This window comes from Pantoea sp. Tr-811 (assembly GCF_011752535.1).
Lineage (GTDB): Bacteria > Pseudomonadota > Gammaproteobacteria > Pseudomonadales > Pseudomonadaceae > Aquipseudomonas.
On record NZ_VWXJ01000004.1, the window covers coordinates 105,333 to 122,983 of the forward strand.

Below are 17,651 nucleotides of genomic sequence, written 5' to 3' on the forward strand. Positions count from 1 at the left end.
ACGCCCCTTTCAGCATGCCCGCTCCCTCATCCAAGGAGCGGCGCATGCTACCCCTGCAACGCATCAACTTCCTGCACCAACAGGCCCTGGCCCTGCTCGACACCATGCCAGGCATTCCCTCACCCTTGCCCACACGCCAGCAGCTGCATGGCGACCTCGCCGCCTTTTGGGCCGAGGCCGACAGCCAGGGCCGCTCACGCACGACCCGGCTGGCCGACATCCGCCGGGCGATGATGCAAGCCGAAGCCGACCTGCGCCTGGCCGACCAAACCTTGAGCGCAGCACTGGCCAACACCCTCAGCCTGTTTCTCGACCTGCCCTACGCCTGGCAGCGCCGGCATCAACCGCTCGCCGGGCGTGCCCAGGCCTACCGCCCGGTGCTCTCACGTAGCCGCCCTGCCTGGCGTGCGGCATTGCCTGGCATGTTCGTGATCGTCAGCGGAACCGAGGAAGGGCAAAACCTTGAAGCCGACCAGGCCACCGGCCCGGTGCTGCTCTGGGGCCTGGCCCAGGGCCTGGAGGCCTACCCGACCCTGGGCCACCTGCACCAGGAGCTGTGCGAGCGCCTGGATGACCCGCTGCAAGGTGCCCCCTTGTTGCGCCTGCTGGTGGACCCGGCGCAGATCGAACAGGCCGGCCAGGCCGACCGCCTGCGCTATGAATGGTATGCCGACGACCCGCTGCACGCGCAGGTCGAGCACTTGCTGGAAGCCCAGCGCCTGCGCCTGAACCAAGCCTGGGCAAGCGAACCTGCGCCAACCGCTGAACAGCTGCGCAAGGCCATGGCGCTGGAGCTGGAAGCCGGCAGCAAGGTACTGCTCGACAGCCGCTATGCGGCCCTGCTCGAACAGAACCTGCCCAACTGGCTGCGCTCGGCCAGCCCGCAAGCACTTGCCCATATCATGCAAGGCATGCAGGAACTGGTGGCGGCCGGTGAGCAGGTCGCGGCCCCCGGTATCCTTACGTTGCGCCAGTTCCAGCAGCGTGAAACCCTGCAACGCTGGGCGCGGGAGCGGGTGCAAGAACAGCTGCGCAACGACCTGGGCCTGGCCATCGAGCCTTCCGCCATTTACATCACGGTCACCCACACCCGCCAGACGGGCCCCTGGCTCAACCCCTTGCAACCCTCCTCCTATGTGACCTGGCGTGGTTTCGAGCGCGTAGGCGGCGAGCTGGTCGAAGCCTATCGCGCGCGCTACCCACTGGACGAACTGGCCGTGCGCAATGTGGCCTGGTTCGACTACGACTACTGGCTGACAGCGCGGGTAAGCACCGCCGACGGCACTGCCCTGCCGGCCGGATTAACCCCGGGCTACGTCAAGGCGCTGGTCAGGAACCTGAATGTCGGCGACAGCTACGCCAGCTACCTGCGCACCCAGTTGCTTGATTCACCACTGGGCATCTGGCGGCTGCAGGCCCACCGCAAGGTCAACTACGCCCGCATGCGCGCCGAAATGGCCAAGGCACGCTATGCCGGGCACCTGGCCCCGGACTGGGCCGAGCGGCACTACCGTTGGGTGCAGCAGGTGCTGGCACAACCGCACAACACCCTACGGCCACGGGTAGACGGCCACCCGGTGATTGCCCGGCAATTGCTGGTCGATGGCAATACGCTGCAAGGCCTGCTACTGCTCGCCAGCGAATCCCCCAACGACACCTCGTTCGTGCTCTACACCCCCGACGCCCCCGACCGGCGCGCCTGGCGCTCGTTCGCCAATACCCGCGCCCTGCTACGCCTGCTGCGCAACAAGCCGGCACTGCGCAGCTACCTCGCCCAGCGCCTGCCCCTGCTGCCCAGCGCACAGGTCGAGGGCCTGTTGCTCAAGGGCCGCCTGGGCAAAGTGCTGCAAACCCCAGCCATCACCGACGAGCTGTTCCTGGCCTGCTACAGGGCCGAAGTGCGCGCCATGCTGGCCGCCGCCGACGCCAACAGCCACAGCACCGCCGAGTCCGATGCCGAACAGGCGTTGAAGCTGGGCTGGACCCTGCTCGACCTGATCAGCATCTTCCTGCCGGTAAAAGTGATGATCCCGCTGGCCCTGGGGCGCATGGCCCTGGAAATCTGGAACGGCGTGGCGGCCTACCGCAATGAAGACCTCAACGAAGTGCTCAGCCACGCCTACAACGCCCTGAGCCATTTCAACGATGCCGGCACCAGCCTGCTCAGCACCGGGCTGATGCGCCGGGTACTGCGCGGCATGCCCAAGCAACCGCCCTTGCCATTGCCGCTGCGCTTCGCCGTCACACCTGAAACCAGCAACCTGCGCTACCGCATCGACGGGCTGTATGGCGAAGAAGTCTACGAGAAGGCCTCGACGGTCGAGGGGTTGTCCGAGTATTTCGTGCAGGATGCCCAGGGGCGCTATTTCAAGGTGTCGTTCGACGGCAGCCGCTGGCGGGCCATCGACCCCGACCGCCCGGATGCCTACCTGACGCAGCCGGTCAAGCGCCTGGCCGATGGCAACTGGGTCATCGACTCGCCCTTGCTCTGGCACGACGGCCTGCCGGACCTTAAGCGCCTGTTCGACGATTGCCGCCTACCCGAGCCGATTACCGACGCCACCGCCAGCGATGCCAGCGGCCTGTTCAGCGTCGATGGGCAGCTTTACCTGCAAACCCCGGGCGGCCAGCTGCCGCTACGCCGCCACCTGCTGCCCGGGCACTACCACTTGCCCATTCCCCAGGCCACGGGGGCCGGGGTGGTGCCTTGGGCGGTGCTGCGCTGGCAGGACGCGCAATGGCGCATTCGCGTGCGCCAGGCGGGGCGCAGCAGCAGTTGGCTGGCGCTGCCCGGCGCTTACTCGGCCAGCCGTGGCAACAGCCGGTCGAGCCGCTGATGCAGGGCACTGCTGCTCGGCCAGTTGCGCAGCAGCCGCGCCCGGTCACGGGCAAAGGCCGGGGCGAAGCTGAGCTGGGTGGCATGCTGGCACATCGCGTCCAGGTCGATCAGCGACCACTGGCCGTTGTGCCAGAACAGGTTATGGCCCTTGAAGTCGCCATGGCTGATGCGCTCGCGAATCAGCTGCTGCATCACCTGCACCAGGGCATCGACCTGCTCTTCAGGTGCATCGCCGTTTTCCACATAGGGCGCAAAGCACGCGGTGAGGTCCGGGCCATCGACGTACTCGGTCACCAGGTAGGCGCGGCTGCGCAGCCCCATCACCCGCTGCTCCAGCACGGCCAGCGGGCGCGGCGTGGCGATGTCGAGAAATTCCAGGCGATGCCCTTCGATCCAGGAATGCCAGGCCCGGCTCGGGCGCCAGAAGCGCTTGAACCAGTGGGCGGTGTTCTTGATGTTGTAGCGCTTGAGCACCAGCGTGCGGCCATCGACGTCGATGCGGGCCACGCTGGCGGCGCCGCCGGTCTTGTACAAATGGCCCTGGTCGATCAATTCGTCGGCCCGCGCCAGCACCGGGAGCATGGCCTCGACCTCGCCACGGCGAATCGCCCGCAGGCCTGAAAGGCTACGTTCGACACTGAACAGGCTGCACTCACGGCCAGCCTTTTCCAGGTAGTCCTTCTGGCGCCAGTTGCGCACCTTGTCCACCTGCTTCTGCAGCGCTTCCATCGGCAGCGCATGCTCGGCGTTGGCCAGCAGGTAGTGCACCAGCAACTCCTCGATGAACGGCTCCAGGCGCTTGGGCAACTGGGCGAAGAACACCCCGAGGTTTTCCAGTACCCGTGGCCGCGACAACTGCTGGCCGGGGGTTTCGGCCTTGATGCCGGCGCCGTCGATCAGGTACAGCTTGCCGCCATGGCGCAGCAGGTTGTCCAGGTGCAGGTCTTCCTGCCACAGGCCCTGGGCGTGCATCTGGGCAACGGCGGTCAACGCTTCGCCCAACACCAGGTGCTGCTCGTCGGCCAGCACCGGCAACTGCTCTACCGCCGCCCAGGCATCGGCCAGGCTTTGCGCACCGTCGAGGTATTCGAACAACAGCCAGCCGCCCTCGCCTTCCTTGAGGCCATCGGCCAGCAGTTGTGGGGTGGTCAGGCGCTGCTCGGCCAGCCGCTTCACGCCGTCCAGCTCACGCTGGAAATGCCGGGCGGCGCTGCTGCCGACCAACAGCTTGGCCAGCACTGGGGTGCCGCGCCAGACGCCGGCGCCGACATAGCGCTGGCCGGGCAACACGCGCAACAGGCTCAGCAGTTGCAGGTCGGCTGGGCCTGCGGCATCGGCCAGGGTAATGCTCAGGGGCAAGGACGGGCTGCGGCCAGCGTCCTTGAGTTCAGACAAACGCATCAGCGGGCCTCTTTTTCACGACGGCGTTGCGTCAGGCGCTTGAGCCAGGTGCCCACCAGCGGGCTGCTGGCGGGTTGTTCCAGGTAGGCAGCCAACAGCTCGCGCACCTCCGCCTCGGCCCATGCCGGCGCGCGGCGCAGCAGCGGCTCCAGGTCCTTGAGGCGGTCACGCATGCCAAACAGCAGCGGCCGGGTCTTTTCCAGGTCGATCAGCTGGGCTTCCCAGCCTTCGCGGCGCTGGCGCAGGAAAATATGCTTGGGGTAGAAGCAGCCATGCACCTGGCCAGCCCCGTGCAGGGTGCGCGCCAGCCGGCCACAGGCCTTGAGGATGCCGGCACGCGCGCCAGCGTCCAGCTGCGCCCACTCGGCCAGCAGGCCGTCCAGGTCGCGCCATTCGTCCAGGGCGCGGGTCATGAGGATGGCCCGGTGCTTGCCGCCCTGCTTGCGCTCACCGTAGAACACCGCCTGCAGCGCTGGAATGCGCAGCTTCTGGTAGCGGCTGATGTTGCGGAACTCGCGGGCGAAGGTGGGCTCGCCGAACGGGCTGTGCAGGGTGCGGGTCAGGTAGTCGCTCTGGCGCTTGAGGTAGTACCCCTTGCCCTCCAGCTCCAGCCGATAGACGCTGCTCCAGCCGCCACGGCCGGTGTTGGGTTCGTCCACGGCGTCGAGCTGCAGCGCCCACAGCGCCTCGAAGTCGTTCAAGCCATGGCGTTTGAGCAGCGCGAGCTCCGCGCTGGCCAGGTAATCGGTCATTCCCTTCCCTCGAAGAAGCTCAGCACCTGGCGGATACGCCGCTTGTCGCGAGCGTTCAGGCGTTGGCGCCCGCGGTACTGCAGGTAGAAACGCAGCCGCTGGGTCGCCGACAGGTGGTATTTGGCGACCTTGTCCAGGCACGCCAGGTCCTTGATCATCCGGTGGCGCCACATGAAGCCGCGCCAGAAATCGCCGGTGGGGCAATCGATGAAGAATAGCGTGCCCAGGTCGTCGACCAGCAGGTTGCGCCACTTCAGGTCGTTGTGGGCGAAGCGGTGTTCGTGCATCACCCGGGTATGGCGCGCCAGCTGGCGGCTGAGCTTGTCGACCCAGAGGCGGTCGGCCAGCCGCGGGTCGTTGCGCTCGGCCAGGGCCGACAGGTCTTCGGTGCGCGGCAGCTCGCGGGTGACCATGGCGCCCCGGCCAAAGGCCAGGCCATTGCGCTCCAGGCCCCAGGCCACCACTTCAGCGGTAGGGATGTCCCACTTGGCGAACTGCTTGAGGTTCTGCCACTCGGCCTTGATCCGTGGGCGGCCCAGGTAGCGGCGCATGTGCTTGCCGGCGCCGGTGTAGCGCTTGACGTAATAGTTGACCCCGTCGCGCTCGATGCGAATGACCTCGCTGAGCGGGTCGCGGGTCAGGCGTTCGCCCTTGATGGCGAACACCGCATCGAGGCTGCCGAAGTCCGCCGCCAGGTGCTCATAGCCCGGCGCCAGTGTCCAACCCGCCATCAGAGTGCATCCCCATAACGTAGCTTGCGGTCGTAAAGCTTCTGCGCCTTGCGCTCCAGCCAGGCGAGCAGCGCCGCTTCCTCGGCCAGCACCTGGCGCAGCGGGCGCTGGAAGTAACCGCGCAAGAAGCGCAGCTTGTCGCGCCGGGTAAGGCCGATGTCCAGCGCCGAGAAATACAGCGCGGCCAGGTCCTTGTCGCGCCAGCGGCGGCTGATGGCAGGGCGGGTCTGGGCGCGGTGCAGGTCGATCACCGACAGCTTGAAGTCGTCCGGCGTCACCGGGCGGTCGGTGTGCAGCAGGAAATGGCAGATGTAGCAGTCGCGGTGGTTGACCCCGGCGCGGTGCATGGTGCCGATCATTTTCGCCACCTCGGCTATCAGCGCACGCTTGAGGCGTGGCTCAGGTGGCTGGCGAACCCAGTCGATGCTGTAGTCTTCAAGGCTGATGGTCGGCGCCAGCTCCTCGGTGACGATGAACGAATGCTGGGCAGCCGGGTTGCTGCCCCGCTCGCCATACGCCACGGCGGTCATGGTCGGCACGCCCACTTGATGCAGGCGCTCGATGGCCTGCCATTCCTGGCCGGCGCCCAGCACCGGCAGCTTGGCGGTCAGCAGGTTCTTGAAGATCTCGCCCCAGCCGATGCCCCGGTGGATCTTCACGAAGTAGCCTTCGCCCTCCACTTCGGTACGCAGCGTGCGGCGGCCTTCCAGTTCGCGGAACACCTCGCCCTGCAGCGCCTCCACAGCCTCGAAGGGGTCGCGCCCGGCCCACAGGCGCTTGAACGGTTCGGCCAGCTTCAGCTTCATGCAGTCTCCTGCCCCAGAATCACATCGGCAGCATGCTGGGGCATGCTGTACAGGTCGGCGGTGTCGGCGAAGGCCAGGCCATTGCGCGCCCAATCGGCACGCGCCTGCGGGTCTTCGAGCATGCGCTGCAGGTGGCCGTTGAGCTGTTCCTGCTCGAACGGCTCGTCCAGCACCAGGCCGCTGTTGGCCTCGGCAATGTAGTGGGCATAACCGCACACCTTGGACACCAGCACCGGCAGCCCGGCCACCAGGGCTTCAAGCAGCACGGTGCCGGTGTTCTCGTTGTAGGCTGGGTGAATCAGCAAGTCGGCGCCCAACAGGAAGCGTGGGATGTCGCTGCGGCCCTTGAGGAACTGCACCTGCTCGCCCAGCCCCTGGGTGGCGCTTTGCAGCTGGAACACCTTGGGGTCGTCCTGGCCGATGACCATCAGCCTGGTGCGCTTGCGCAGGGCCGAGGGCAGCGCGGCCAGGGCCTTGAGGCTGCGGTCGACGCCCTTGGTCTTGAACCCGGAGCCAATCTGTACCAGCAGCAGGTCGTCATCGCCCAGGTTGAATTCCTTGCGGAACTCGGCGCGGATCTCGGCGGCGTTGGCCGGTGCCCGGCGGTCCTGGGAAATGCCCGGCGGCAGCAGGTGGAAGCGCTCCACGGGGGTGCCGTAGTGCTTGATGAACAGTGGCTGCTGCACTTCGGAAATCATCAGCACTTCGGTGTGCGCGTCCTTGGCGAACACGGCGCGCTCGTACTCGGCAAAGTGCCGGTAGCGGCCCCAGCGGCGGTACAGGCCACCCCGCAGGGTCTGGGCCTTGTCCTCGAAGCAGCCGTCGGCGGCATAGTAAACGTCCAGCCCCGGCATCTTGTTGAAGCCGATCAGGCGGTCGACCGGGCGCTTGGCGAGGTCGGCGGCCATCCAGGCGCTGAGCTTCTCGTTGCGGCGGTGGTTGAAGATCGCCTTCACCGGCGCCACCAGCACCTCGAAGCCCGGCGGAATGTCACCTTCCCAGATCAGCGTGTACACACGGATCTGGTGGCCACGCTTCTGGCACTCCAGGGCAATGCGCATGAAGTCGCGCTGCAGCCCGCCGAAGGGGAAATATTTGTAAAGCACGAAAGCCAGTTGCATCAACGAACATCCTCAGCCAGCAGCAGCGCGCTCAGGCGGCTCGCCACATGCTCGGGATTCAGGCGAGTGAAGCACAGCGGCCACTCGCGTTTGATATCGAACCGGCGCAGGTCGTCGGCGCTCGGTTTGTAGGTGCACTTCTTCTGCAGGCACGGGGCGCAGGGGAAGTCGCTGGCCTGGTGCACCTGCACCCGGCCATAGGCGCCGGTCAGGCCCGGGTTGGTCGGGCCGAACAGCGAAATGGTCGGCACATCCAGTGCCGCGGCCAGGTGACCCAGGCCGGTGTCCACGGCAACGCAGGCCTTGGCCGCCGCCAGCACGCGGGCAACGCCTGCCAAGTTCAACTTGGGGAGCACCTGGCAATTGTTCAAGCCCTGGGCGATACGCTCGGCGCGGGCTTTCTCCGCCGGGTTGCCCCAGGGCAGGCGCACTTGCAGCTTGCGCTGGCCCAGGCGCTCGGCCAGCTCGCGCCAGTAGGCTTCGGGCCAGTGCTTGGTGGCCCAGGTGGTACCGTGCAGGAACACCACGTAGGGCGCCGCCGGCGGCAGTTGCAGGCGGTCGAGGTCCAGGCCGTAGTTGCCGATGCCCTCGGGCAGGTCGTAGGCCAGGGCCATGGCGAACAGCTGGCGCACACGCTCCACGGCATGCTGGCCAACGGCAACCGACAGGCGCCGGTCGTAGAAACGGCTGGCCCAGCCTTCACGGGCCGAATAGCGGTCAAGGCCAGCCACCGGCGCCTTCACGTAGCGGGTCAGCCAGGCCGACTTGACCAGGCCCTGGGCATCGATCACCAGGTCGTAGGTGTGCTCGCGCAAGCGCTGCTTGAACGCCTTCCACTCGCCGCTCTTGATGGTCTGCCAGAGGTTCTTGCGCCAGCGGCGAATCGCCACCGGAATGACCTTGTCCACCGCCGGGTGCCAGCTGGGGATCTCGGCGAAGCCTTCTTCCACCACCCAGTCGAAACGGATGCCCGGGATGGCGTGGGCGGCATCGGTAAGCGCCGGCAGGGTGTGGATCACGTCCCCCAGCGACGAGGTCTTGATAATCAGTACCCGCACTTAGTCGGCCTCGGCCAAGGTGTCAATCAGGTTCGGCCCGCCCAGGCTGTGCAGGGCGGCAATGACTTTGCCCGGCTCCAGCAGGCGCAGGCAATTGTAGTGGCCGAAGCGGCAGGTGCGGTCGAAGCACGGGCTGCAATCGATGCCGGTGCGCACCACTTCAACCTGCTCGGCCAGCGGCGGGGTGAAGCCCGGCGAGGTCGAGCCGTACACCGCCACCAGCGGCCGGTTGAGCGCGGCGGCCACGTGCATCAGGCCCGAGTCGTTGGACACCACGGCATCGGCGCAGGACATCAGGTCGATGGCCTCGGCCAGCGAGGTTTCACCCGCCAGGTTGTAGGACTCTTCACGCAAGCCTGGGATCAGGCGGTCGCGAATCTGCTCGCCCACCGGATGGTCCTTCTTCGAGCCAAACAGCCACACCTGCCAGCCCTGGCGAATCATCGCGTCGGCCACGGCGGCATAGTGCTCGCTCGGCCAGCGCTTGGCCTCGCCGAATTCGGCGCCCGGGCACAGGGCCAGCACCGGGCGGTCCAGGGCCAGGCCGAACTTGCCCAGGGCCGCCTCGCGGCTTTGCGCTTCAATCTGCAGGCTTGGGCGTGGGTAGGGCTGCGGCAGTTCGGTGCCGGGCGCGTAGGCCAGGGCCATGAAGCGCTCGATCATCAGCGGGTAGCGTGCCTTGTCCAGCTTGCGCACGTCATTGAGCAGGCCAAAGCGCATTTCGCCGCGCCAGCCGGTGCGTTTGGGAATGCCGGCAAAGAACGGCACCAGCGCCGATTTCAGCGAGTTGGGCAGCAGGATGGCCTGGTCGTACTGGCCGGCCAGGGACTTGCCGATGCGCCGCCGCGTGGCCAGCTCCAGCGCGCCGTGGCCGAGCGGGAAGCTCAAGGCCTGGCGCACCTCGGGCATGCGTTCGAGGATCGGCCGGCTCCACTCGGGGGCGAGCACGTCGATCACGCAGTCGGGGTGCTGCTGTTTCAGGCACTGGAACAGGGTCTGCGCCATCACCATGTCGCCGACCCAGCTGGGGCCAATGATCAGTATTCTCATGCTTAGTCCAGAAACGCTCGGGGAGGCTACAGGCTGCATACAGCCTGGCCTCCCCTCTTTATATTCAGGCTATGTGGCGGACAGTGTACCACTCGCAGGGTCCATTCGCGGGGCCCGCTCCTACAGGCCGGTGCGGTCCCTGTAGGAGCGGGCTTGCCCCGCGAAGAAACCAGCACGGTATCAGCTCAGGCCCAGTTCCCCCCAGATCCGCCGCACTTCACGGCGCTCATCGGCAAACTGCGCCGCGTCGATCACCCCGGCCTGCTTCTGCAGGGCCTGGCGGTGCGACGCCGAGCGAAACGCCTTGTACACCTCACGCAACAGCACCGCGTCACTGGCCGGCATCAAACCTGCCTGCTCCAGCTCTTCCAGAATGCGGATGTTATCGGTCCATCGGAGTATGGCCGGATGGTCGTGGGACCAGGCCAAAGCGGCGTATTGCACCATAAATTCGATATCCACGATACCGCCGGCATCCTGCTTGATATCGAACGCCACCCCGGCATCGAAGGCATTGGCCGCGGTGCCGGCAACGGTTGCCTTGGTGCCCAGGTTGTCGCGCATCTTGGCGCGCATTTCGCTCACCTCGGTGCGCAGCTTGCCGAGGTCGCGGGCCTGGCCCAGCACCTTGGCACGCACGCCCTCGAACGCCGTTGCCACCTGCTTGCAGCCCACCAGCACGCGGGCGCGCACCAGGGCCTGGTGTTCCCAGGTCCAGGCCTCGTTCTGCTGGTAACGCTCGAACGCGCCCAACGAACTGACCAGCAGCCCGGCCGCGCCCGAGGGGCGCAGGCGCATGTCGACTTCATACAGCTGCCCGGAGTTGGTCTGGGTGGTCAGCAGGTGAATGATGCGCTGGCCCAGGCGGGTGAAGAACTGCGCGCTGTCGATGGGCTTGGCGCCGTCGGTTTCGGCCTGCGGGTCACCGTCGTGGATGAACACCAGGTCCAGGTCCGAACCATGGCCCAGCTCCAGTCCGCCGACCTTGCCGTAGCCAATGATGACGAAGCCTGGGTCGCACAGGCTGCCGTCGCTGCGCTTGGGCTGGCCGTGGCGGGCCACGGTCTGGCGCCAGGCCAGGGCCAGCACCTGGTCGAGAATGGCCTCGGCCAACCAGGTGAGGTAGTCGCTGACTTTCATCAACGGCAGGTTGCCGCTGATTTCAGACGCCGCCACCCGCAGGCTGTGGGCCAGCTTGAAGTGGCGCAGCGCTTCCATCTGCTGCTCCAGGTCGTCCTCGGGAATGCGCGTCAGCCGCTCGCGCAGCTCGGCGGCCAATTCCGGCGCCAACGGCGGGCTGAACAGCCGGCCTTCGTTGAGCAATTCATCGAGCAGCAACGGGTAGCGGGCGATCTGTTCGGCGATCCACGGGCTGGCCGCGCACAGCGTCAGCAAACGGCGCAGGGCTCCGGGGTTTTCGGTGAGCAGCACCAGGTAGGCCGAGCGCCGCGCCACGGCCTCGACCAGCGGCAGCACACGCTCCAGTACCAGGTCTGGGTTGGCATGTTCCACAGCCTGAGCCAGCAGGCGCGGGATGAAGGCGTCCAGGCGTTCGCGGCCGATGCGCTGCATCGAGCGCAGCTGCGGGCTTGCGCGCAGCGCGGCCAGACGGCGCAAGGCTTCGGCGGGCTGTTTGAAGCCGGCCTCCTCAAGCTGGCGGCCTGCCGCTTCTTCATCCTGGGCTTGCTCCCACAGCGGCGACCATTCGCCGCCCACCACCAGTTCGCCCTCGCCTTCTTCGTCGTCCGGGTCGGCAATCACTTGGCGGAAGTGCCAGTCCACCCGGCCACGCCAGTAGGTCAGCTGGTCCTGGAAGCCCTGCCAGTCGGCAAAGCCCAGGATGTAGGCCACGCGCGCGCGATCGAGCTCGCTGTCCGGCAGCATCTGCGTCTGGCGGTCGGCGATGGCCTGGATGGCGTGCTCGGTGTAACGCAGGAATTCATAGCCTTCGCGCAGCTCCGCCACCACCGCCGCCGGCAGGTAGCCCTGGCCTTCCAGGGTCGCCAGCACCTTGAGCAGCGGGCGCTGTTGCAGGCTCAGGTCGCGCCCGCCGTGGATCAGCTGGAACGCCTGGGCGATGAACTCGACCTCGCGAATGCCACCGGCGCCGAGCTTGATGTTGTCGGCCATGCCCTTGCGCCGCACTTCCTGCTGGATCAGCTGCTTCATGGTGCGCAGCGCCTCGATGGCCGAGAAGTCCAGGTAGCGGCGGTACACGAACGGGCGCAGCATTTCCTGCAGTTGCGCACCGGCAGCCTGGTCGCCGGCCACCACCCGCGCCTTGATCATCGCGTAGCGTTCCCAGTCGCGGCCCTGGTCCTGGTAGTACTGCTCCAGGGCATTGAAGCTGAGCACCAGGGCACCGGCCGAGCCGTAGGGGCGCAGGCGCATGTCGACACGGAACACGAAACCGTCGACGGTCACCGGGTCCAGCGCCTTGATCAGCCGCTGGCCCAGGCGGGTGAAGAATTCCTGGTTGTCCAGCGAGCGCTTCACGCCCTCGGTTTCACCGCCCTCGGGGAAGGCGAAGATCAGGTCGATGTCCGACGACAGGTTCAGCTCTACCGCGCCCAGCTTGCCCATGCCCAGCACCACCATCTGCTGCGCCTGGCCGCTGCGGTTGCCGATGGGCGTGCCGAACTGCTGGCAGTGGCGCGGGTACAGCCACTGGTAGGCTTCGTCGATGGCGGCGTCGGCCAGGTCGGACAGGTCGCGGCAGGTTTCCCCCAGCTCGGCCTGGCGGGTGACATCGCGCCAGATGATGCGCAGTTGCTGGCGGTTGCGCTCACGGCGCAGGTTGCGCGCCAGCTCCTCCTCGCTTTGCGCCGCCTGCGCCGCTGCGGCGATTTGCCCGCGCAGCTCGCCCGGGCTGTAGCGGCGCGCCAGCTCGCCACTGGCGATCAGGCCAAACAGCAGCGCAGGCTCACGTTGCACCAGGCCCAGCACGAAGTCGCTGGCAGCGGCCACCTGGTCGAACTGCAGGCGCAGGGCCTGGCTCCAGGCCTGTGGGTCGAGTTCGGCGTGGCCGGCCACGGCATCGCTGAGGAACTGCTGGTTGCGCGCGACCAACGGTTGCAGGGTGAGGGGCAGTTCGGGCGGCAAAGGTAGGCGCATGGTCTATCCTTGATCGGCGTGAAATGGAGGGGAAATTGCGGCCAAGGGGAAGCCGGACCACGGTTGGACTGTCATACAAAAGTTGGAAATAGCTGAAAAAAACGAATCATTGGCATGAAACATCAAGAACCACCCGTTCGCGACACATCGCCAACCAACATGAACGTTTTTCCTCACAAGCCGAGGTGCGACCAAACGTCGCATTTGTGTAGTATTACTACTACCCATGGCGCGCAAAAGCATGAAATGCCAAAGCAAATGTAGTAAAACTACACGGCGCCGGAAGACACACCGGCAATCCAAGAATTCACGACGTCTGCCCATAAGGCCAGTCGCAAACTCAGGCCCCCGATTCTGGTGGCCTTTCCGCCCTGGAGCAAGCCATGCAAGACCTCGATCCAATCGAAACCCAGGAATGGCTGGATGCCCTGGAGTCGGTCCTCGACAAAGAAGGCGAAGACCGCGCTCATTACCTGATGACCCGCATGGGCGAGCTGGCCACCCGCAGTGGCTCCCAGCTGCCGTACGCAATCACCACGCCATACCGCAACACCATCCCTGTCACCCACGAAGCACGCATGCCTGGCGACCTGTTCATGGAACGCCGCATTCGCTCGATGGTGCGTTGGAACGCGCTGGCCATGGTGATGCGCACCAACCTGAAGGACTCGGACCTGGGCGGCCACATCTCCAGCTTCGCTTCCAGTGCCACCCTGTATGACATCGGCTTCAACTACTTCTTCCAGGCCCCGACCGAAGAACACGGCGGCGACCTGATCTTCTTCCAGGGCCACGCTTCGCCAGGCGTCTACGCCCGTGCCTTCATGGAAGGCCGCATCAACGAAGAGCAGATGAACAACTTCCGTCAGGAAGTGGACGGCAACGGCCTGTCTTCGTACCCACACCCATGGCTGATGCCTGACTTCTGGCAGTTCCCGACCGTATCGATGGGTCTGGGCCCGATCCAGGCCATCTACCAGGCCCGCTTCATGAAGTACCTGGAAGCGCGCGGCTTCATCCCGGCCGGCAAGCAGAAAGTCTGGTGCTTCATGGGCGACGGCGAGTGCGACGAGCCGGAATCCCTGGGCGCAATCGCCCTGGCCGGCCGCGAGAAGCTGGACAACCTGATCTTCGTCATCAACTGCAACCTGCAGCGCCTCGACGGCCCGGTTCGAGGCAACGGCAAGATCATCCAGGAACTCGAAGGCGTGTTCCGTGGCGGTGGCTGGAACGTCAACAAAGTCGTCTGGGGCCGTTTCTGGGACCCACTGCTGGCCAAGGACACCAACGGTGCCCTGCAGCGCCGCATGGACGAAGTCATCGACGGCGAGTACCAGAACTACAAAGCCAAAGACGGCGCGTACGTTCGTGAGAACTTCTTCAACACCCCAGAGCTCAAGGCCATGGTCGAAGACCTGTCCGACGACGAGATCTGGAAGCTCAACCGTGGCGGCCACGACCCGTACAAGGTCTACGCGGCGTACCACCAGGCTGTGAACCACAAGGACCAGCCAACCGTCATCCTGGCCAAGACCATCAAGGGTTACGGTACCGGTGCTGGCGAAGCCAAGAACACCGCGCACAACACCAAGAAGGTCGACGTCGACAGCCTGCGTCACTTCCGTGACCGCTTCGACATCCCGGTCAAGGATGCCGACCTCGAGAACCTGCCATTCTTCAAACCAGAAGAAGGCTCCGCCGAGGCCAAGTACCTGGCCGAGCGCCGTGCTGCCCTGGGCGGCTTCGTGCCTCAGCGCCGCGCCCAGAGCTTCAGCGTGCCAACCCCGCCGCTGGAAACCCTGAAGGCGATCCTGGACGGCTCGGGCGACCGCGAAATCTCCACCACCATGGCCTTCGTGCGCATCCTGGCGCAGTTGGTCAAGGACAAGGACATCGGCCAGCGCATCGTGCCGATCATCCCGGACGAAGCCCGTACCTTCGGTATGGAAGGCATGTTCCGCCAGCTGGGCATCTACTCCTCGGTCGGCCAGCTCTACGAGCCAGTCGATAAAGACCAGGTGATGTTCTACCGCGAAGACAAGAAGGGCCAGATCCTCGAGGAAGGCATCAACGAAGCCGGCGCCATGTCGTCGTTCATCGCTGCCGGTACCTCGTACAGCTGCCACAACCAGCCGATGCTGCCGTTCTACATCTTCTACTCGATGTTCGGCTTCCAGCGTATCGGCGACCTGGCCTGGGCCGCTGGCGACAGCCGCACCCGTGGCTTCCTGATCGGCGGTACCGCCGGCCGTACCACCCTCAACGGTGAAGGCCTGCAGCACGAAGACGGTCACAGCCACATGATGGCGGGCACCATCCCGAACTGCCGCACCTACGATCCAACCTACGGCTACGAGCTGGCGGTGATCATCCAGGACGGCATGAAGAAGATGACCGAAGAGCAACAGGACATCTTCTACTACATCACCGTGATGAACGAATCCTACCAGCAGCCAGCCATGCCGGCCGGTGTCGAGGAAGGCATCATCAAGGGCATGTACCTGCTCGAAGAAGACACCCGCGAAGCCGCGCACCACGTACAGCTGATGGGCTCCGGCACCATCCTGCGCGAAGTTCGCGAAGCGGCGAAGATCCTGCGTGAAGAGTTCAACGTCGGCGCCGACGTGTGGAGCGTCACCAGCTTCAACGAACTGCGTCGCGACGGCCTGGCCGTGGAACGCGCCAACCGCCTCAAGCCTGGCCAGAAGCCACAGCAGACCTACGTCGAGCAGTGCCTGAACGGTCGCAAAGGCCCGGTTATCGCGTCCACCGACTACATGAAGCTGTTCGCCGAGCAGATTCGCCAGTGGGTGCCGAGCAAAGAGTTCAAAGTCCTGGGTACCGACGGTTACGGTCGCAGCGACAGCCGCAAGAAGCTGCGTCACTTCTTCGAAGTCGACCGCCACTTCGTCGTGCTGGCTGCCCTGGAAGCCCTGGCTGACCGTGGCGAGATCGAACCCAAGGTTGTGGCTGACGCCATCGTCAAGTTCGGCATCGACCCGGACAAGCGCAACCCACTGGACTGCTGAGGAGTATTTTTAAGTGAGCGAACTCATTCGCGTACCTGACATCGGCAGCGGTGAAGGTGAAATCATCGAGCTGTTCGTCAAGGTCGGTGACCGTATCGAGGCTGACCAGAGCCTGCTGACCCTGGAGTCCGACAAGGCCTCCATGGAGATCCCGGCCCCCAAGGCCGGCGTCATCAAGGAACTGAAGGTCAAGCTGGGCGACCGCCTGAAAGAAGGCGACGAGCTGCTGGTTCTGGAAGCCGAGGGCGCCGCTGCTGCGGCCCCTGAGGCTCCGGCTGCCGCCGCTGCTCCAGCCCCAGCTGCTGCGCCGGCTCCGGCCGCCGCAGCCGCCCCTGCTCCGGCAGCAGCCCCGGCTGCCGCCAGCGTGCAGGACATCCACGTGCCGGACATCGGCTCGTCGGGCAAGGCCAAGATCATCGAAGTGCTGGTCAAGGTCGGCGACACCGTCGAAGCCGACCAGTCGCTGATTACCCTGGAGTCCGACAAGGCCTCCATGGAAATCCCATCGCCAGCCGCTGGCGTGGTCGAGGAAGTGCTGTGCAAGCTCGAAGACGAAGTTGGCACTGGCGACCTGATCTTCAAGCTCAAGGTGGCTGGCGCTGCACCGGCTGCTGCCCCGGCGCCGGCCGCTGCTGTCCCGGCCAAGGCTGAAGCGGCTCCGGCCGCCGCGCCTGCCGCTGCCGCCCCGGCTGCTGCTCCTGCTCCGGTTGCTAGCGCACCGGCTGCCGGCAGCAACGCCAAGGTTCACGCCGGCCCAGCGGTTCGCCAGCTGGCCCGCGAGTTCGGTGTCGACCTGGGCGCAGTCGCGGCTACCGGTCCGCACGGCCGCATCCTGAAGGAAGACGTGCAGGTTTACGTCAAGTCGGTCATGCAGAAGGCCAAGGAAGCACCAGCAGCCGCTGGCGCAACCGGCGGCGCCGGCATCCCGCCGATTCCAGCCGTGGACTTCAGCAAGTTCGGTGAAGTGGAAGAAGTGGCCCTGACCCGCCTGATGCAGGTCGGTGCTGCCAACCTGCACCGCAGCTGGCTGAACGTGCCGCACGTGACCCAGTTCGACTCCGCCGACATCACCGAGCTGGAAGCCTTCCGCGTTGCGCAGAAAGCCGTGACCGAGAAGGCTGGCGTTAAGCTGACCGTGCTGCCGCTGCTGCTCAAGGCCTGCGCCTTCCTGCTCAAGGAACTGCCGGACTTCAACAGCTCGCTGGCACCAAGCGGCAAGGCTGTGATCCGCAAGAAGTACGTGCACATTGGCTTCGCCGTGGACACCCCGGACGGCCTGCTGGTCCCTGTGATCAAGAACGTCGACCAGAAGAGCCTGCTGCAACTGGCTGCCGAAGCTGCGGCGCTGGCCGAAAAGGCCCGCACCAAGAAGCTGTCGGCCGACGACATGCAAGGCGCTTGCTTCACCATCTCCAGCCTCGGCCACATTGGCGGCACCGGCTTCACGCCGATCGTCAACGCGCCGGAAGTGGCGATCCTGGGCGTCTCCAAGGCGACCATGCAGCCAGTCTGGGATGGCAAGGCCTTCCAGCCGAAGCTGATGCTGCCGCTGTCGCTGTCCTACGATCACCGTGTGATCAACGGCGCTGCCGCCGCGCGCTTCACCAAGCGCCTGGGCGACGTGCTGGGCGACATTCGTACCATGCTGCTGTAACACGCAGCCAACCTGCCTTCCCCTGGGGAGGCAGGTACTTTTTCGAGCTGCCACGCTCGTACCTCAACCCCGCCAATTGGCGGGGCTTTTTTTGCG

11 protein-coding genes are annotated in these 17,651 nt (G+C 65.8%); 3 read left to right on the forward strand and 8 right to left on the reverse strand.

Translation table 11 applies throughout. The annotated features are described in order from the left end of the window. Positions 1 to 44: 44 nt before the first annotated feature. Entirely contained in the window at positions 45 to 2,837 is a 2,793-nt protein-coding gene (locus F3J44_RS07550) for a dermonecrotic toxin domain-containing protein (protein WP_167271499.1), read from the forward strand. Here F3J44_RS07550 and F3J44_RS07555 read toward each other — a convergent pair. The 8 genes from F3J44_RS07555 to glnE all read right to left on the reverse strand — a co-directional run bounded on the left by F3J44_RS07555 (position 2,798) and on the right by glnE (position 12,872). Next, positions 2,798 to 4,240, reverse strand: a complete 1,443-nt coding sequence (locus F3J44_RS07555) for a lipopolysaccharide kinase InaA family protein (protein WP_167066358.1) — start codon at positions 4,238 to 4,240, stop codon at positions 2,798 to 2,800. The genes F3J44_RS07550 and F3J44_RS07555 overlap by 40 nt on opposite strands. Next, entirely contained in the window at positions 4,240 to 4,992 is a 753-nt protein-coding gene (locus F3J44_RS07560) for a lipopolysaccharide kinase InaA family protein (protein WP_167271501.1), read from the reverse strand. The genes F3J44_RS07555 and F3J44_RS07560 overlap by 1 nt, the downstream gene beginning before the upstream one ends. Then, positions 4,989 to 5,723, reverse strand: coding sequence for a lipopolysaccharide kinase InaA family protein (locus tag F3J44_RS07565; protein ID WP_167271503.1), 735 nt, complete (start codon positions 5,721 to 5,723; stop codon positions 4,989 to 4,991). The genes F3J44_RS07560 and F3J44_RS07565 overlap by 4 nt, the downstream gene beginning before the upstream one ends. Beyond that, the gene (gene rfaP, locus F3J44_RS07570) at positions 5,723 to 6,529 is read right to left on the reverse strand and encodes a lipopolysaccharide core heptose(I) kinase RfaP (RefSeq protein WP_167271505.1); all 807 of its coding nucleotides are present in this window, start codon (positions 6,527 to 6,529) and stop codon (positions 5,723 to 5,725) included. Before rfaP ends, F3J44_RS07565 begins: the two co-directional genes overlap by 1 nt. Further along, positions 6,526 to 7,650: a glycosyltransferase family 4 protein gene (locus F3J44_RS07575; RefSeq protein WP_167271507.1), complete on the reverse strand. Its 1,125-nt coding sequence runs from the start codon at positions 7,648 to 7,650 to the stop codon at positions 6,526 to 6,528. The genes rfaP and F3J44_RS07575 overlap by 4 nt, the downstream gene beginning before the upstream one ends. Further along, positions 7,650 to 8,708 (reverse strand): lipopolysaccharide heptosyltransferase I, encoded by a 1,059-nt coding sequence (gene waaC / locus F3J44_RS07580; RefSeq protein ID WP_167066343.1) that lies wholly within the window; start codon positions 8,706 to 8,708, stop codon positions 7,650 to 7,652. The genes F3J44_RS07575 and waaC overlap by 1 nt, the downstream gene beginning before the upstream one ends. Further along, on the reverse strand, positions 8,709 to 9,758 hold the full coding sequence (gene waaF / locus F3J44_RS07585) for a lipopolysaccharide heptosyltransferase II (protein ID WP_167271509.1): 1,050 nt from the start codon (positions 9,756 to 9,758) through the stop codon (positions 8,709 to 8,711). Between the two features lie 180 nt (positions 9,759 to 9,938). Continuing rightward, positions 9,939 to 12,872, reverse strand: a complete 2,934-nt coding sequence (gene glnE / locus F3J44_RS07590; RefSeq protein ID WP_167271511.1) for a bifunctional [glutamate--ammonia ligase]-adenylyl-L-tyrosine phosphorylase/[glutamate--ammonia-ligase] adenylyltransferase — start codon at positions 12,870 to 12,872, stop codon at positions 9,939 to 9,941. Positions 12,873 to 13,255: 383 nt separating this feature from the next. On the opposite strand from glnE, the gene aceE reads away from it, so the two are divergent. Together aceE and aceF are read left to right on the forward strand one after the other, a co-directional pair. Continuing rightward, positions 13,256 to 15,901 carry a pyruvate dehydrogenase (acetyl-transferring), homodimeric type gene (aceE, locus tag F3J44_RS07595; protein ID WP_167066334.1) on the forward strand — a complete coding sequence of 882 codons (2,646 nt, stop codon included), beginning with the start codon at positions 13,256 to 13,258 and terminating at the stop codon, positions 15,899 to 15,901. Positions 15,902 to 15,914: 13 nt separating this feature from the next. Further along, on the forward strand, positions 15,915 to 17,555 hold the full coding sequence (aceF, locus tag F3J44_RS07600; protein ID WP_167271513.1) for a dihydrolipoyllysine-residue acetyltransferase: 1,641 nt from the start codon (positions 15,915 to 15,917) through the stop codon (positions 17,553 to 17,555). Positions 17,556 to 17,651: the final 96 nt, after the last annotated feature.

Excerpts from the sequence above, each read along its gene's own strand:
- F3J44_RS07550 (WP_167271499.1), top strand. The coding sequence starts at position 45 with ATGCTACCCCTGCAACGCATCAACTTCCTGCACCAACAGGCCCTGGCC.
- F3J44_RS07555 (WP_167066358.1), bottom strand. The coding sequence starts at position 4,240 with ATGCGTTTGTCTGAACTCAAGGACGCTGGCCGCAGCCCGTCCTTGCCC.
- F3J44_RS07560 (WP_167271501.1), bottom strand. The coding sequence starts at position 4,992 with ATGACCGATTACCTGGCCAGCGCGGAGCTCGCGCTGCTCAAACGCCAT.
- F3J44_RS07565 (WP_167271503.1), bottom strand. The coding sequence starts at position 5,723 with ATGGCGGGTTGGACACTGGCGCCGGGCTATGAGCACCTGGCGGCGGAC.
- rfaP (WP_167271505.1), bottom strand. The coding sequence starts at position 6,529 with ATGAAGCTGAAGCTGGCCGAACCGTTCAAGCGCCTGTGGGCCGGGCGC.
- F3J44_RS07575 (WP_167271507.1), bottom strand. The coding sequence starts at position 7,650 with ATGCAACTGGCTTTCGTGCTTTACAAATATTTCCCCTTCGGCGGGCTG.
- waaF (WP_167271509.1), bottom strand. The coding sequence starts at position 9,758 with ATGAGAATACTGATCATTGGCCCCAGCTGGGTCGGCGACATGGTGATG.
- glnE (WP_167271511.1), bottom strand. The coding sequence starts at position 12,872 with ATGCGCCTACCTTTGCCGCCCGAACTGCCCCTCACCCTGCAACCGTTG.
- aceE (WP_167066334.1), top strand. The coding sequence starts at position 13,256 with ATGCAAGACCTCGATCCAATCGAAACCCAGGAATGGCTGGATGCCCTG.